15 protein-coding genes and 1 pseudogene are annotated in these 14,490 nt (G+C 61.0%); 8 read left to right on the forward strand and 8 right to left on the reverse strand.

Translation table 11 applies throughout. The features are described from left to right. Positions 1-12: 12 nt before the first annotated feature. Together MOQ67_RS17680 and MOQ67_RS17685 are read right to left on the reverse strand one after the other, a co-directional pair. Positions 13-1,170: a PQQ-dependent sugar dehydrogenase gene (locus MOQ67_RS17680; RefSeq protein WP_057005535.1), complete on the reverse strand. Its 1,158-nt coding sequence runs from the start codon at positions 1,168-1,170 to the stop codon at positions 13-15. Positions 1,171-1,192: 22 nt separating this feature from the next. After that, positions 1,193-1,510 (reverse strand): hypothetical protein, encoded by a 318-nt coding sequence (locus MOQ67_RS17685; RefSeq protein ID WP_017847267.1) that lies wholly within the window; start codon positions 1,508-1,510, stop codon positions 1,193-1,195. 212 nt (positions 1,511-1,722) lie between these two features. Here MOQ67_RS17685 and ligD point away from each other — a divergent pair, with 212 nt between their 5' ends. Beyond that, positions 1,723-3,228 carry a DNA ligase D gene (ligD, locus tag MOQ67_RS17690; RefSeq protein WP_198717704.1) on the forward strand — a complete coding sequence of 502 codons (1,506 nt, stop codon included), beginning with the start codon at positions 1,723-1,725 and terminating at the stop codon, positions 3,226-3,228. Positions 3,229-3,246: 18 nt separating this feature from the next. Here the strand turns inward: ligD and lpxO are convergent, their stop codons facing one another. After that, positions 3,247-4,146, reverse strand: coding sequence for a lipid A hydroxylase LpxO (lpxO, locus tag MOQ67_RS17695; protein WP_017847265.1), 900 nt, complete (start codon positions 4,144-4,146; stop codon positions 3,247-3,249). Positions 4,147-4,509: 363 nt separating this feature from the next. Here lpxO and MOQ67_RS17700 point away from each other — a divergent pair, with 363 nt between their 5' ends. Further along, a complete protein-coding gene (locus tag MOQ67_RS17700; protein WP_198717703.1) occupies positions 4,510-4,896 on the forward strand; it encodes a TIGR03067 domain-containing protein in 387 nt (128 codons plus the stop codon). A 135-nt stretch (positions 4,897-5,031) separates the two neighbouring features. Here MOQ67_RS17700 and MOQ67_RS17705 read toward each other — a convergent pair whose 3' ends face one another. Further along, positions 5,032-5,844, reverse strand: a complete 813-nt coding sequence (locus tag MOQ67_RS17705) for a class I SAM-dependent methyltransferase (protein ID WP_198717702.1) — start codon at positions 5,842-5,844, stop codon at positions 5,032-5,034. Positions 5,845-6,036: 192 nt separating this feature from the next. Between MOQ67_RS17705 and MOQ67_RS17710 the strand changes: the two genes are divergently transcribed. The 4 genes and pseudogenes from MOQ67_RS17710 to MOQ67_RS17725 all read left to right on the forward strand — a co-directional run bounded on the left by MOQ67_RS17710 (position 6,037) and on the right by MOQ67_RS17725 (position 9,934). Further along, complete coding sequence (locus MOQ67_RS17710; protein WP_198717706.1) at positions 6,037-6,534, forward strand: FMN-dependent NADH-azoreductase; 498 nt, start codon at positions 6,037-6,039, stop codon at positions 6,532-6,534. Positions 6,535-6,679: 145 nt separating this feature from the next. Beyond that, positions 6,680-6,996, forward strand: a pseudogene (locus MOQ67_RS17715) (site-specific integrase); the annotation flags it as partial. 20 nt (positions 6,997-7,016) lie between these two features. Then, positions 7,017-8,603 carry an ABC-F family ATPase gene (locus MOQ67_RS17720; protein ID WP_026140064.1) on the forward strand — a complete coding sequence of 529 codons (1,587 nt, stop codon included), beginning with the start codon at positions 7,017-7,019 and terminating at the stop codon, positions 8,601-8,603. Positions 8,604-8,758: 155 nt separating this feature from the next. Then, positions 8,759-9,934 (forward strand): MFS transporter, encoded by a 1,176-nt coding sequence (locus MOQ67_RS17725; protein WP_198717701.1) that lies wholly within the window; start codon positions 8,759-8,761, stop codon positions 9,932-9,934. On the opposite strand, the gene MOQ67_RS17730 is transcribed toward MOQ67_RS17725, so the two are convergent. Together MOQ67_RS17730 and MOQ67_RS17735 are read right to left on the reverse strand one after the other, a co-directional pair. Next, complete coding sequence (locus tag MOQ67_RS17730; protein ID WP_198717700.1) at positions 9,928-10,965, reverse strand: alpha/beta hydrolase family protein; 1,038 nt, start codon at positions 10,963-10,965, stop codon at positions 9,928-9,930. The two genes, MOQ67_RS17725 and MOQ67_RS17730, sit on opposite strands and share 7 nt — an antisense overlap. 229 nt (positions 10,966-11,194) lie before the next feature. After that, complete coding sequence (locus MOQ67_RS17735; RefSeq protein ID WP_198717699.1) at positions 11,195-11,806, reverse strand: FMN-dependent NADH-azoreductase; 612 nt, start codon at positions 11,804-11,806, stop codon at positions 11,195-11,197. Positions 11,807-11,930: 124 nt separating this feature from the next. Between MOQ67_RS17735 and MOQ67_RS17740 the strand changes: the two genes are divergently transcribed. Together MOQ67_RS17740 and MOQ67_RS17745 are read left to right on the forward strand one after the other, a co-directional pair. Beyond that, positions 11,931-12,839, forward strand: coding sequence for a LysR substrate-binding domain-containing protein (locus tag MOQ67_RS17740; protein ID WP_017847256.1), 909 nt, complete (start codon positions 11,931-11,933; stop codon positions 12,837-12,839). Further along, complete coding sequence (locus MOQ67_RS17745; RefSeq protein ID WP_017847255.1) at positions 12,836-13,192, forward strand: MmcQ/YjbR family DNA-binding protein; 357 nt, start codon at positions 12,836-12,838, stop codon at positions 13,190-13,192. The genes MOQ67_RS17740 and MOQ67_RS17745 overlap by 4 nt, the downstream gene beginning before the upstream one ends. Here the strand turns inward: MOQ67_RS17745 and MOQ67_RS17750 are convergent. Together MOQ67_RS17750 and MOQ67_RS17755 are read right to left on the reverse strand one after the other, a co-directional pair. Continuing rightward, entirely contained in the window at positions 13,181-13,564 is a 384-nt protein-coding gene (locus tag MOQ67_RS17750; RefSeq protein WP_198717698.1) for a DUF1294 domain-containing protein, read from the reverse strand. The genes MOQ67_RS17745 and MOQ67_RS17750 overlap by 12 nt on opposite strands. Further along, positions 13,561-14,391 (reverse strand): undecaprenyl-diphosphate phosphatase, encoded by an 831-nt coding sequence (locus tag MOQ67_RS17755; protein ID WP_046486484.1) that lies wholly within the window; start codon positions 14,389-14,391, stop codon positions 13,561-13,563. The genes MOQ67_RS17750 and MOQ67_RS17755 overlap by 4 nt, the downstream gene beginning before the upstream one ends. Positions 14,392-14,490 lie beyond the last annotated feature (99 nt).

Raw genomic sequence — 14,490 nt, forward strand, 5'->3', positions numbered from 1 at the left:
GCGGCTTATTGCTCAATCCTGGTTCAGACCCACTCGGTACAACACCCCATCATCCTCATCGGTCAATACATACAAAAAGCCATCCGGCCCTTGCCGCACGTCGCGAATCCGCGCATTCAAGCCGCCGAGCAAGCGCTCTTCATGGATCGCCTTGTCGCCGTCGAACTGCAGGCGAATCAGCTCCCGGCTGGCCAGTGCGCCAATGAACAGATTGTGCTGCCATGCCTGGAAACGGTCGGCATCGTAGAATGCCATGCCACTGATCGCCGGGGATTTCTCCCACACATGGTGCGGCGCCACAGTACCGTCCACCACCTTGCCCTTGGCCTCGGGGATCGGTGTCAGCGAATAGTTGATGCCATGAGTCGCCATGGGCCAGCCGTAGTTCTTGCCGCGTTCGATGATGTTGATTTCATCTCCGCCACGCGGCCCGTGCTCGTTTTCCCAGAGCGTGCCGTTCCACGGGTTCAACGCCAGCCCCTGCGGATTGCGCTGGCCGTAGGACCAGATTTCGGGGCGCACGCCCGGCTGCCCGACAAAGGGGTTGTCATCCGGCACGCGGCCGTCCGGGTAGATCCGCACCACCTTGCCTTGCAGCTTGTCCAGGTCCTGGGCGGTGGGTCGGTCGTTGTTTTCACCCAGGGTGACGAACAGGTAGCCGTCGCGATCAAAGGCCAGGCGCGAGCCGAAATGATTGCCGGTGGAGAGCTTGGGCTCCTGGCGCAGGATCACCTTGAAGTCGCGCAAACCGCTCAGGTCATCCGCCAACCGCCCGCGACCGACCGCAGTGCCGGCTGTGCCGCCCTTGCCGCCGCCTTCGGCATATGACAGGTACACCAGGCGGTCCTGTTTGAAGTCCGGCGACAGCACCACATCGAGCAAACCACCCTGGCCCTTGGCCCAGACCTCAGGCACGCCGGTCAGCGGCGCCGACAATTTGCCATCCGGGCTGACGACCCGCAGGTGGCCGGGACGCTCGGTGACGAGGTAGCCCTGTTTGTCCGGTAAAAACGCCACGGCCCACGGATGATCCAGGCCTTTGGCGATCGGCGTGGCGCTGATGCTGCCTTGTTCGCTGGGAAACTGCTGGGCTTCGGCGGCATACAGCGTTGTCAGCGGCAATAAGGCGCTTGCGCAACACGCGGCAAGCAGGGTTTTGCGTAGAGACATAAGACGGGGTCCTTACCGGCGCTCAAGGCCGGCGATTGCCGTTGGCGTCAACCGTGGGGGCTTTGGTTTCCGTCGCCGGGCGGCTAGGCGCAGCCTGGCGTTGCGGATAGCGATTGCCGATGCCGCCGTTTTCCAGGGTCGGCGTGCGCGTGGTCGGCCCGGTCTGGATGCCGCGAATCGCCGGCGCATTGGGCTGGGTGCCCTGCATACTGTTGGGATTGGCCCGGTGGATCGGGCTATTGTTGGCGTCATTGCTGCCGGGCAGGTTTTGCGCCTGGGCACTGGCGCAAAGCGCCAGGCCTAGCGCCAATGCTGCAAGGTGTCGAACACAGGTGATCATGACAAAGCCTCTTGGGACGAGGAGTACGTGCTTTCGATACCACGCTACGCTTTGGGTTCGCCTTTGGTAACTAAATAGTTTCTCATTAGATGTAACACGTTCTGTCCGAGCATCCGCGCACCGCAACTTCCACGCCAGCGATCGCACGGATGCCAGGTGTGTAAAAAGCCAGCGAAAAGGCCTCTTGAGCCGACCAAGATAGGGAGCACGATATGGCAAAGCCCCTGAGCGAATACAACCGCAAACGCGACTTCAAGATCACCGCCGAACCTTCCGGCGCCGCATCGGGCGCGCAGCGCAATGCATCGGCGCTGACGTTCGTGATCCAGAAGCACGACGCACGCAATCTGCACTACGATTTGCGCCTTGAGCTCGATGGCGTGCTCAAGAGCTGGGCGGTGCCCAAGGGCCCCAGCCTCGACCCCAGCCAGAAACGCCTGGCGGTGCAAGTCGAAGACCACCCTTTGAGCTACGGCAGTTTCGAAGGCAGCATTCCGGCCGGCCAATACGGCGCCGGCGATGTGATCGTCTGGGACCGTGGCATTTGGCACCCCCACGACGATCCACAAACCGCCTACGCCGCCGGCAAACTGGAATTCACCCTGGCCGGCGAAAAACTCTCAGGCGATTGGGCCTTGGTACGCACCCACCTCAAAGGCAGCAGCGACAAGGAACGGTGGCTGCTGATCAAGGAAAATGACCGGCACGCCCGCCCGGCCAGCGACTACGACATCACCGAAGCCCAGCCGCAAAGCGTGCTCAGCGGTGCCTGCGTGGGGAACGCCAGGCCCACGCCTGCGCCGCAAAAGACCGCCGCGTCGGTCACCCTCGCCGGTGTGCAGATCACCCATGCCGAGCGCGTCATCGATCTCGCCAGCGGCACCCGCAAGCTGCAACTGGCGCAGTTTTACCAGAGCATCAGCGAATGGCTGCTGCCCTTCCTGCGTCACCGCCCCGTTTCCTTGCTGAGGGCGCCGGAGGGCATCGACGGCGAGCAATTTTTCCAGAAGCACTCGGAGCACCTGGCGATTCCCCATATCAAGCAACTGGACCAGCGCCTGGACCCTGACCATGCGCGCCTGATGCAGATCGACAGCCTCGCCGCCCTGATCGGTGCGGTGCAGATGGGTACCGTCGAACTGCACACCTGGGGTGCCACCTCGGACAAGATCGAAACTCCGGACCTGTTCGTCCTCGACCTCGACCCCGATCCGGCCCTGCCGTGGAAAGCCATGCTGGAGGCGGCGCAGTTGACCTTGTCGGTGCTCGACGAGTTGGGCCTGCAAGCCTTCGTCAAGACCAGCGGCGGCAAAGGCCTGCACCTGATGATCCCGCTGGCGCGCCGCGATGATTGGGCCACCGTGAAAGCCTTCGCCAAAGCGATCGCCCAGTTCATGACCCAACGCCTGCCGGAACGCTTCACCGCCACCTCCGGGCCGAAGAATCGACAGGGCAAGATCTTCATCGATTACCTGCGTAACGCGCGCGGTGCCAGTACGGTGGCGGCCTATTCAGTGCGCGCACGCCCCGGCCTGCCGGTGTCGGTGCCAGTCAGTCGCGAGGAGTTGAAGGGGTTGCGCGGCGCCCAGCAGTGGACGGTCGCCAACCTGCAACAGCGGTTGCAGGGTTTGAAGGGCGACCCGTGGGCGGGTTATGCCAACAGGCAGAGGCTCAGCAAACAGATGTGGGACACGTTGGGCGCGACGCCACCGCAGTGAGTCGCGCCACGTCGAGGTTCAGATCAGGATGAAGATCAGCGCAAGCACCGCGAAGATCGCCCACTTTTCCAGGTAGTAGCGCGTGCGGTTACGCTTCTTGAGTTCCTTGCCGCGCAGGCGGATTTTGTACAAGCGGCTAAACGCACGGTTCAGCCCGCCGGTCTTGTCGCCCGCGTCGTTCGGCGCGCCGGCGGCGGCCATCACCGTGCGGCTGAACCAGCGGTTGAACGCGGCCGCCCAGCGGTACTTCATCGGCCGCTCGACGTCACAGAACAGAATGATGCGGTTCTTCTGGGTGGCGTTTTCTGCGTAGTGGATATAGGTCTCGTCGAACATCACCGGTTCGCCGTCGCGCCAGGAGTAGTTCTCGCCGTCCACATTGATGTAGCACCCCGGATCGTTGGGGGTATCCAGGCCCAAGTGGTAGCGATAGGAACCGGCGTAAGGGTCGCGGTGGCGCACCAGCTTGGAGCCCGGCGGCAACTCGGCGAACATCGCGGCCTTGACCGAGCCGATGCTCTGCAGCAACTCGGTGGTGCGCGGGCACAGCTTCATCGCCGAGGGGTGGCTGTCGCCATACCATTTCAGGTAGAAGCGCTTCCAACCCGACTTGAAGAACGAGTTGAAACCAACGTCGTCGTATTGGTCCGAACGCTTGATCGCGCCCGCCTGCATCAGGGTATGGGCTTCCTGGCGGATTTCTTCCCAATGCTCCTGCAGTGGGCTCAGGTCCGGGAAGTCACTGGGTGAGAGATACGGTCGGCTGGGTAGCTTGGAGAACAGGTAGAGAAAGCAGTTGATCGGCGCCAGGAACGTAGAGTGATCGCTGAGCTGGCGTCTCAGTTTATGCCGAACCCGGCCACGCAGGTGGACATACGCAATAGAGGCAACGTAGAGGAAAACAATAATGAGTTTCAATGGATTTCGTCACAAGTCAGGAGAAAACAGGCTGCTCCTGCGGGCCCACGACGGCCGAGGTTGGATAGCAGCACATGAAATCACAATTCACATACAGGCGGCACGACCGGCGGATAGCCCTTCGGTTCATAACCATCGCCCGATATTTAGCCACAATTTGTAACTAAAGGTTAACTAAGAATTGTGAAAAGCTGTCCACTGATTGTAATTGGAGGGGGCACGGGGGCTTGTCATGGGACAAGCCCTTTCGCATTAAACGTTACGGCAGCGGCTGATCATCCTTGCGCTCACGCCGGGAAAAGCGCCCGTCTTACGGTTCAGTCGGCCTATTCAGCCTATGAACTCCAACAAAAAGGAATTTGTATGACATCCATTTCCGACTCGGACTACCAAGCCCTGCAGGGCGAATGGCAGCAGGTCTCGCTCGAAGACAGCGGCGTGCTCAACCCGCCCGACGCCCACAGCGCCCCCGGTGCAATCACCACCATTACCGACGACCACTTTGAAGTGCTCACCGTTGATGGCAAACGACTACTGGCCGGCCGATTCTTCCTGGACAGCACCACCCATCCCAAAAGCATCACCTGGATCGATGCCATGGGTGATGACGCGGGCAAGCTGCTGCCGGCCAGCTACCGCCTGGAAGGAGACGAGTTCGTATTCATCGCGGCGGATGAAGGCATGCCGCGACCGTGTGTATTCAGCACCGGCCCCGGGCAGACAATGCGTACATTCGTGCGTCGATCCTGAGCCCCGCGCCCATCTGAACTTGCGACGGGATTTTCACAAAGCATTCACCTTCCGGTCTATAGGGTGAAGCCTACCTACTCCAGTGAATCCCTTAGCCCGCCTCCCCCGGCGGGCTTTTTTTACGCGCAAAACAGCTCAGGGCAGGCGCTTGGTCGCCGTCAGGGTAAAACACAGCGGCAACTGGGCCGTCTGATCCTCGTACTGGTCGTAGAGTTCTTCGCGATTTGAATGCGGGTATTCTTGCAGATGAGCGATCTGCAACCGCGCCGCAATCGCTGCGCTGACCACACTGCCCAGCGTGTGTACAAACCAGTAGGACGTCGGCCCCGCGACCGCGCTCTGCCCTTCATAGACGATCGACTCTTGCAGCACAAAAGGCTCACGCTGGAAGTACGAACTGGCAGGCAGCAGCGGATTGGCTGCCAGCGGGTCGAACACTTCCAGGAACGGGTGGGTTTCGTACATCACCAGGGTGCCGCCGGGCTTCAGCGTTGTGGCGACCTGGCGCATGAACCGCGCCACATCCGGCATCCAGCCCAATACGCCGATGGTCACCAGGGCGATATCGAAGCGTGCGTGCAAGCGCTCGGGCAAATGGTGGATCTCGGTTTCGATGAATTCCGGGCTGTAGGGTGAGAGTGCCGCCAGTTCCCGAGCCTGATCGAGAAAGGCACGGGATTGGTCCACGCCGACGACCGTGCGTGCGCCCAGGCCGAATAACGACAAGCTTTCGCGGCCGTTGTTGCAACACAGTTGCACCACGTCTTTGCCGGCAACACCGACATCTTGCAACAAGGCGGTGAGAGTCGGGTCCAGGCACGAAAAACCCGGTTCGGCGACCGAGGCCAGCAGCGCCCTCCAGGTGTCCGTGTCTTTGTGCAGTTGGGCGGATTCGTCCCAGGCGTCCTTGTTGCTGGCAATCGCCTGCTGGGCTGAGGGCATGTCCATTGCGTCTCCAGAAAGTCGGTTACAGTGAGCTACGGAAAATAAGCCAATTGCCCGTCAGATGAAACCCTCGCCTGCGGCCGAACTTATCTCCCGGCCCAGGTCACCAAACCGCCGACCTCGGTCATCTTCGTACCCTCACAGGCACAGACGACGGGTCAGGTCATTCAACAACCATCGGCCTGCGTTGCCTAAATATGGGATCTAACGGACACCCCGCTGACCTTCGTGACAGCCCCCTGGTTACAGGCTTACTTCACCCCCGCCCCCCAACATTCGCCTGAAATGAAAGCGGTGTTGCAACTATCCGATGAACTTGCGGCCGAGTTGCTGGAAACCGATCACTTGGTTATTTCAACACCCGTCTACAACTATAACGTCCCTGCGGCACTCAAGGCCTGGGTCGATCATGTGGTGCGTAAAGGCCTGACCCTGGGCGTTGATGGCAAAGGACTGGTGACCGGTAAAAAAGCAACAGTGCTGCTCGCCTCGGGAGGTGTATATACCGACGACTCGCCGATTAAAGACCGTGACATTGCGACCCACTATTTGAAACTGATCCTGAACGTCCTGGGTATCACTGACATAACCTTTATCGCGGCCGGCGGCGCTAAAACCGTAGATCTCGGAGAACTCAGCATGCACGACTTTCTAGAGACATTTGATCATCAAATTCAAAAGTCGCTGGTTTAGACGGCTGTTTTCCTTAGCCATACGACTCTGCTCGATCGACTACGTGTGGTTAAACGGGGATTCACTTATGCGGCAGCAACTGAGCGGTACGCGTTTCGCTCTGCCCAAAAAGTTGCGACTCCGACTGGACCTTTTATCCGACTTGAAAATGCCGTTGATTTTCTCGCCACCGACGCACTCGGAGTGCGTGAAGCAGACGACCGACCTGCACCGTAGTGGGTTCCAACACCGAAAGTGTTGAACATCCGTCGTCGACCGCCATACAACTGTCGTCACACCTATGCGACAATATGCAGTATGTCTGGCATGAACCCCGCCTTCATTTCCCAGCAGCTCGGCCATCGTGCGCAGATGCTGCTCTCGACTTATGCGCGTTGGATCAACCCAAGCTCGGACTGGAGCGAATCGGAAGAGCTCCAGATTGGTCCCAAATTGGTCCCAGCTCAAATAAGCGCACCCTAAGCTATTGATAGGTAAAGTAATTGATCTCCACAGCTAACATCACCATGCAGTTCGGCGCCAAGCCGCTCTTCGAGAATGTCTCGGTCAAATTCGGCGCCGGTAACCGTTATGGTTTGATCGGTGCCAACGGTTGCGGCAAGTCGACCTTCATGAAAATCCTCGGTGGCGACCTGGACCCGTCCGGCGGCCAGGTCATGCTGGAACCGAATGTGCGCCTGGGTAAACTGCGCCAGGACCAGTTCGCCTACGAAGAATTCACCGTGCTCGACACCGTGATCATGGGTCACGAAGAACTGTGGAAGGTCAAGGCCGAGCGCGATCGCATCTACTCGCTGCCGGAAATGAGCGAAGACGACGGCATGGCCGTGGCCGAGCTGGAAACCGAGTTCGCCGAGATGGACGGCTACACCGCCGAATCCCGCGCCGGTGAACTGCTGCTGGGCCTGGGTATTCCCCTGGAACAGCACTTCGGCCCGATGAGCGAAGTGTCCCCCGGCTGGAAACTGCGCGTATTGCTGGCCCAGGCGCTGTTCTCCGACCCTGAAGTGCTGTTGCTCGACGAACCGACCAACCACTTGGACATCAACACCATCCGCTGGCTGGAAAACATCCTGACCCAGCGCTCCAGCCTGATGATCATCATCTCTCACGACCGTCACTTCCTGAACAGCGTATGTACCCACATGGCTGACCTGGACTACGGCGAGTTGCGCCTGTTCCCGGGCAACTACGACGAGTACATGACCGTGGCGACCCAGTCCCGCGAGCAACTGCTGTCGGACAACGCCAAGAAAAAAGCGCAGATCTCCGAACTGCAATCCTTCGTCAGCCGCTTCTCGGCCAACGCCTCGAAAGCCAAGCAGGCCACTTCCCGTGCCAAGGCGATCGACAAGATCCAGCTGGCCGAGGTCAAGCCTTCGAGCCGTGTGAGCCCGTTCATCCGTTTCGAACAAACCAAAAAGCTGCACCGCCAGGCGGTCATCGTCGATCGCATGGCCAAAGGCTTCGACGGCAAGCCGCTGTTCAAGGACTTCAGCTTTCAGGTTGAAGCCGGCGAGCGCGTGGCAATCATCGGCCCGAACGGTATCGGCAAGACCACCCTGCTGCGCACCCTGGTCAACGAACTGACGCCGGATGCCGGCAGCATCAAGTGGACCGACGCCGCCGAACTGGGCTACTACGCCCAGGACCACGCCCACGACTTCGAAGACGACATGAGCCTGTTCGACTGGATGGGCCAGTGGACACAGGGCGAGCAAGTGATCCGCGGCACCCTGGGGCGCATGCTGTTTTCCAACGACGAGATCCTCAAGTCGGTCAAGGTCATCTCCGGTGGCGAACAAGGCCGCATGCTGTTCGGCAAGCTGATCCTGCAAAAGCCGAACGTGCTGATCATGGACGAACCGACCAACCACTTGGACATGGAATCCATCGAAGCGCTGAACCTGGCACTGGAAAACTACCCGGGCACGCTGATCTTCGTCAGCCACGACCGTGAGTTCGTATCGTCCCTGGCCACCCGCATCATCGAGTTGAGCGCCAACGGCGTGATCGACTTCAGCGGCACCTATGACGACTACCTGCGCAGCCAAGGCGTGGTCTTCTAAGCACCGCGAGCAGCTGTTAGCGACAAGAAAAAGCCCCGTCCACTGCGACGGGGCTTTTTGTATCTGTCGGTCAGCCGGGTTGATAGTTAGGGTGCTTTCTTTTCCCCCGAGCCCTTGCGATGATGCCCTCACCGCCCGCCCGCGAACGAGTGCTCATGTCTGCTGCCGCCCCGAGTTCACTGTCGATCACCCTGCAGATCGTCTCGATCGTCTTCTACACCTTTATTGCCTTTATCTGCATCGGCCTGCCGATCGCGGTGATCCCAGGCTACGTACACGAGCAATTGGGTTTCAGTGCGGTGGTGGCCGGGCTGACCATCGGTTCGCAATACCTCGCCACCCTGCTCAGCCGCCCCATGGCCGGGCGCATGTCCGATAGCGTGGGCACCAAACGTGCAATCGTGCTCGGCCTGGGCGGCATCCTGGCCAGCGGCGGGCTGACGCTGCTGGCAACACTGCTGCAAAGCCTGCCGCTGTTGAGCCTGGGCATCCTGATCGTCGCTCGTTTGTTGCTCGGCGTGGCCCAGGGCCTGATTGGCGTGGGCACCATCAGTTGGTGCATGGGCCAGGTCGGCGCCGAGCATACGGGGCGCTCGATTTCCTGGAACGGCATTGCGTCCTACGGCGCCATCGCGATTGGCGCGCCGCTGGGCGTGGTAATGGTCGCCGAATACGGCTACAACAGCCTTGGCATCGCCCTGTCGGTGCTGGCGGCGCTGGGCTTGGTGCTGATCCGCAATAAACCGTCCGTGCCGGTGGTCCGCGGCGAGCGCCTGCCGTTCTGGGCGGTGTTCGGGCGTATCGCCCCGTTTGGCGCCAGCCTGTGCCTGGCGTCCATCGGCTACGGCACCCTGACCACCTTTATCACCCTGTATTACCTCAATCGCGGCTGGGCTGGCGCGGCCTATTGCCTGACGGTATTTGGCGTGTGTTTCATCGTTTCGCGCCTGGTGTTTATCTCGGCCATCAGCCGCTTTGGCGGCTTCCGCGCGGCGATTGGGTGCATGATCATCGAGACCCTGGGCCTGACGCTGTTGTGGCTCGCGCCGTCTACCGGCGTGGCATTGATCGGTGCAGGGATGACCGGCTTCGGTTTGTCGCTGGTGTACCCGGCGCTGGGCGTGGAAGCGATCAAGCAGGTGCCCAACAGCAGCCGTGGCGCGGGGCTGAGTGCCTACGCCGTGTTTTTCGACCTGGCCCTGGCGATTGCCGGGCCCTTGATGGGGGCGGTGGCGTTGAACCTCGGCTACGGCTGGATCTTCTTCTGCGCCGCACTGCTGTCGCTCAGCGCCTTGGGCGTGACTTTGCTGCTCAAACGTCGCGCTTACTGATCCGCCGTCTGCAGGCCGGCACGGGTGGATCGCCCGAGGGTGTGAGCGAAAAAGCGCCCGGCTTCGGAGGTCAGATCGCGGTGAATGCCTTCGCGGTCGACGCCATCGGCATCGGTGCAGATCGCCGGCATCAGCGCCAGTTGATCGCTGTCGCAGGGCGCCATGAACACGAAATGCCCGGCCCCGGCCAGCAATTTGAAGTCCGGCGGTTCGGGCAGCTTGCGCGCCAGGGCGGCGGCGTTCTTGTCCACCGCCACCAGCTTGTCGCCATCACCGCTATAGAGCAGCACCGGCACATGGACGTCGGCCAGGGTGTGGCGGCCGAACATCAAGCTCAGCGGTGCCATCAACATCAACGCGTGAATGCGTGGGTCGGCTTGTGGCTGCAAGTCATCACGGTCCACCACCAGCTCGCCTTTGGTGGTGCAGGCGTCGCGGTCTTCCGGACGCTCCTGGCAATAGCGGCGCAGGCGGTCGAAATCGGGCTTGGCGCCCGCCAGGATCAACGCGGTTTCGCCACCGGCCGAGTAGCCGATGACACCCACTTGGTCGACGTTGACGAACGGTGACAGCATCGAGTCGCCCAGGGTCGCGGTGATCGCTTCGGAAATCTGGATCGGCCGCCCATACAGGTTGCTCAACGTGCCCAGGCGGCTGTGATCCTTGTAGTTGTCGCCAGGGTGCAGCACCGCCACGACTACAAAGCCCTTGCGCGCCAGGGAGGTCGCCAGGTCATGCAGGGCCAGCGGCGTTCCTGTGTTGCCGTGGGACAGCATCAGCATCGGGAAACGGCCGATAGCGATCTTCGAATCTTCCGTGGCGGCCACGTGATATCCACCCACCCGGGTGGTGTGCTCAACGTCGGTGGACGGATAGAACGCGATGGCATTCATCGGCTGCAGATCCAGCGGGTCGAGAAAACTCATGCGGTGGAAGCCCACACTCCAATGCGGGTGCGGCGCAGGCGCGGCGTGCACTGAAACCAGGCCGCCAAGCAGGGAAAGAACCAAAACAGCACAAAGACGCATCATGAGGATGTCCACCTTTGCTGCGCGATAACCGGCATGTCTATTCAAGATGTCCATGGTTCAAGGTACTCGCACCGAGTGATAAACCCATGCGTGCATAACCTGGGCCAAAGTAAAGACAGCGGGCCAACGAAAAAACTCCGTACTCCGGTCGCGTTCAGGCGAGCAGAATACAGAGTTTAGGCGCCCGGCTTCAGATTGAAACCGAGCAACAGCGAATTTTACACAAGCCTTACGCGGCGGCGAACAATTGTTCGTTGATGACAACGTTGGCGTCGCTCAGGGACTTGCTGCGGAACTCATCGCCATACGCCAGGCCCTGGGCGCGGACGAATTCGATGTCGGTGATGCCGAGGAAGCCCAGCATGACTTTCAAGTATTCCTCGTGGGCCACGCCGGTTGCCTGGCCAACATGCAGGCCGCCGGACGTGGAGACGATGATGACTTTCTTGTTGCCGCACAGGCCTTCCGGGCCGGCTTCGGTGTAACGGAAGGTCTGGCCGGCCACTGCAATGCGGTCGATCCAGGCCTTGAGCTGGGACGGGATGGTGAAGTTGTACATCGGCGCGCCCAGCACCACGGCGTCGGCGGCGAGGAACTCAGCCAGGGTCGACGCGCTGAGGTCGGCTTCGTGCTGCTGCGCGGCATCGCGCAGTTCGGTCGGCGTGCCCAGCGCAGCCAGGGTGGCGCCGGAGAAGTGGTTGATGCCTTCGCTGGCCAGGTCACGGTAAGTCACTTCCACACCCGGCTCGGCCGCTTGCCAGGCCTTGACCACGCCGGCACTGAGCTGGCGCGAAGCCGAGTTGTCGCCGAGGATGCTGGAATCGATGTGCAACAGTTTCATGGGTAAGCTCCAAATAAGATCAGCGGTGCGAATTAGATGGTGTTAAGCCTACGCATGAAACCAATAGCCGATAAGGTAGTTGAAATGCGATAGTTCGTCCTACTGACAGGACAATAGGCCGAGCATGCAAGACCTCAATGACCTCTACTATTTCGCCAAAGTCGTGGAAGCCGGCGGCTTCGCGGCGGCCGGGCGCCTGCTGGGGATTCCCAAGTCACGCCTGTCGCGGCGGATCGCCGAGCTGGAAGAACGCCTTGGCGCGCGCCTGCTGCAGCGCACCACCCGGCAACTGACCCTGACCGCCGTCGGCGAGCGTTACCTGCGCCATTGCCAGGCGATGCTGCTGGAAGCGGAAATGGCCGATGAAGCCGTGGCCAGCATGTCCAGCGAACCCCGCGGGCGGCTGCGGGTCAGTTGCCCGGTGGGCATGGCCCAGCACATCCTGCCGGAGCTGGTCGCCGGGTTTCTCGCCGCCCACCCCCAGGTGCAGCTGGAAATGACCCTGGTCAACCGCCGCGTCGACCTGGTGGCCGAAGGCATTGACGTGGCGTTGCGTGTGCGCGAGCTCGGCGATGAAGACCCGCTGCTGGTCACCAAGCGCCTGCGCCAGGCCCAGACGCTGCTGGTCGCCAGCCCGGACTTCATGCGCGGCCGACAGGTCGACAACCTCGACGACCTCAAACAATTGCCGGTACTCGGCGCCCTGGAAGCCGACCGCATGGTCCACCTGCGCCTGCTCGACCCCCAAGGCAACGCCGAAGACCTGGTGATGGAAGCCCGCCTGGGCATCGATGATTTCATCGTGCGCAAAGCCAGCGCACTCAAGGGCCTGGGCTTCACCGTGCTGCCGATGATGTATTGCGAAGAAGAACTGGCCAGCGGCCAACTGGTGCAACTGCTGCCGCAATGGTCGCTGCCGGGGGGCTGGTTGCAGGCCGTGTACCCGCATCGCCGTGGCGTGCTGCCGGCGATTCGCGCGTGGATCGATTACCTGGAAGAAGGTTTTAAAAGCTGTGGAGACCGCCTGTTATGAGCATGACCGAAGAACAAGTCGCGCACTTCTGCCTGAGCCTGCCCGGCGCGCGGGAAGACTATAAATGGGGTGGCGTGCGAGTGTTTTCGATTGCCGGCAACAAGATGTTCGCCTTGCAGAACCTGCGGGGTGACTCGTTGGCGTTCAAGGTCGACAAGGAACTGTTCCTCGGCCATGTGGACCGCCCGGGCATCCACCCGGCGCCGTACCTGGCGCGCGCGCAGTGGATCATCATGAACACGCCCTACCCGCTGGGCACCGAGGAGTTGCGTGGCCTGTTGCAGCGCTCTCACCAGTTGGTGGTGAGCAAGTTGCCCAAGCGCACGCAGATCGGGTTGTTGCTAGAGGACTGACCCCAGCGTGCCGCTGAGGAACAACTGGTCAAGCCAGAACACCTGATGCAACAGCACGATTGCCCAGAACAGCACCTGATACGAGACCTTGCGCGTCTTGTGCCGGAACACCTGCTGGGCAATCAGCGCCCCCGGCCATCCGCCCGCCAGCTCGACGGCGTGCAGGATGTTTTCGGGAATGCGCCGAGCGTCGGTGCGCGCCTTGTGCTTGTCGCTCCAGTACAGCAAAAACGCAATCACGCTGACCACGCCATAGACCGCCAGCGGCAGCACGGTCTCGCCGCGATGCCACACCAATACCGAGCCCAATAACGGCGCCGCGCACAACAGCGCAAAGATCAGCGCCTTCAGGCGTGGGTGCTGAATCATCATGCCTTGGCCGCAGACCAATCGATCCAGCCGAACTGCCAGGTCGCCAGGATCAGCAAGCCGAATGCAATCCGATACCAGGCAAATGCCGCATAGCTATGGCTGGCGATGAACTTGAGCAGGCCCTTGACCGCAATCATCGCGAAGATGAACGAGGTGACAAACCCGATGGCAAACACCGGCAGGTCAGCCGGCTGGAACAGGTCGCGGTACTTGTAGCCCGAATACACCGCCGCACCGACCATGGTCGGCATGGCCAGGAAGAACGAAAACTCGGTGGCAGCCTTACGCGACAGGCCGAACAGCAGGCCGCCGATAATGGTCGAGCCCGAGCGCGAGGTGCCCGGGATCATCGCCAGGCACTGGGCAAAACCGACCTTGAGCGCGTCCTTCCAGCTGATCTCATCGACGCTCTCGGCATGCACTTCATGCTCGCGCCGCTCGGCCCACAACATCACGATGCCGCCCACCACCAACGCCGTGGCGACGGTGATCGGGTTGAACAGGTAATGGTGAATCAGGTCAGCGAAAATCACCCCCAGCACCACGGCCGGCAGGAATGCGATCAGCAGGTTGACGGTAAAGCGCTGCGCATTGCGCTGGGTCGGCAAACCGGTCACCACGTCGAGGATCTTGCGGCGAAACTCCCAGACCACCGCCAGAATCGCACCGAGCTGAATGATGATGTTGAACGCCATGGCGCGTTCGCCACCAAAGTCGAGCAAATCGGCGACGATAATCTGGTGGCCGGTACTGGAGATCGGCAAAAACTCCGTCAGCCCTTCTACCACGCCGAGTATCAACGCCTGTGCGGCGGTCCACAAATCCATACGTCCCCCAAAGGTCTTGTTCTAAGACAAGCCTCGTTAGTCTTTTTAATGGTTCACTGACGACGAGCGCACAAAAAGGCCCGGTGCTGATAATCAACG

The sequence above is a fragment of the Pseudomonas sp. LY-1 genome, assembly GCF_053502595.1.

Bases quoted from the DNA above. Each gene is read 5' to 3' on its own strand.
- MOQ67_RS17750 (WP_198717698.1), bottom strand. From the start codon at position 13,564: ATGATGATTCAGCACCCACGCCTGAAGGCGCTGATCTTTGCGCTGTTG.
- MOQ67_RS17740 (WP_017847256.1), top strand. From the start codon at position 11,931: ATGCAAGACCTCAATGACCTCTACTATTTCGCCAAAGTCGTGGAAGCC.
- MOQ67_RS17730 (WP_198717700.1), bottom strand. From the start codon at position 10,965: ATGATGCGTCTTTGTGCTGTTTTGGTTCTTTCCCTGCTTGGCGGCCTG.
- MOQ67_RS17735 (WP_198717699.1), bottom strand. From the start codon at position 11,806: ATGAAACTGTTGCACATCGATTCCAGCATCCTCGGCGACAACTCGGCT.
- MOQ67_RS17745 (WP_017847255.1), top strand. From the start codon at position 12,836: ATGAGCATGACCGAAGAACAAGTCGCGCACTTCTGCCTGAGCCTGCCC.
- MOQ67_RS17705 (WP_198717702.1), bottom strand. From the start codon at position 5,844: ATGGACATGCCCTCAGCCCAGCAGGCGATTGCCAGCAACAAGGACGCC.
- ligD (WP_198717704.1), top strand. From the start codon at position 1,723: ATGGCAAAGCCCCTGAGCGAATACAACCGCAAACGCGACTTCAAGATC.
- MOQ67_RS17680 (WP_057005535.1), bottom strand. From the start codon at position 1,170: ATGTCTCTACGCAAAACCCTGCTTGCCGCGTGTTGCGCAAGCGCCTTA.
- MOQ67_RS17700 (WP_198717703.1), top strand. From the start codon at position 4,510: ATGACATCCATTTCCGACTCGGACTACCAAGCCCTGCAGGGCGAATGG.
- MOQ67_RS17725 (WP_198717701.1), top strand. From the start codon at position 8,759: ATGTCTGCTGCCGCCCCGAGTTCACTGTCGATCACCCTGCAGATCGTC.
- MOQ67_RS17755 (WP_046486484.1), bottom strand. From the start codon at position 14,391: ATGGATTTGTGGACCGCCGCACAGGCGTTGATACTCGGCGTGGTAGAA.
- MOQ67_RS17685 (WP_017847267.1), bottom strand. From the start codon at position 1,510: ATGATCACCTGTGTTCGACACCTTGCAGCATTGGCGCTAGGCCTGGCG.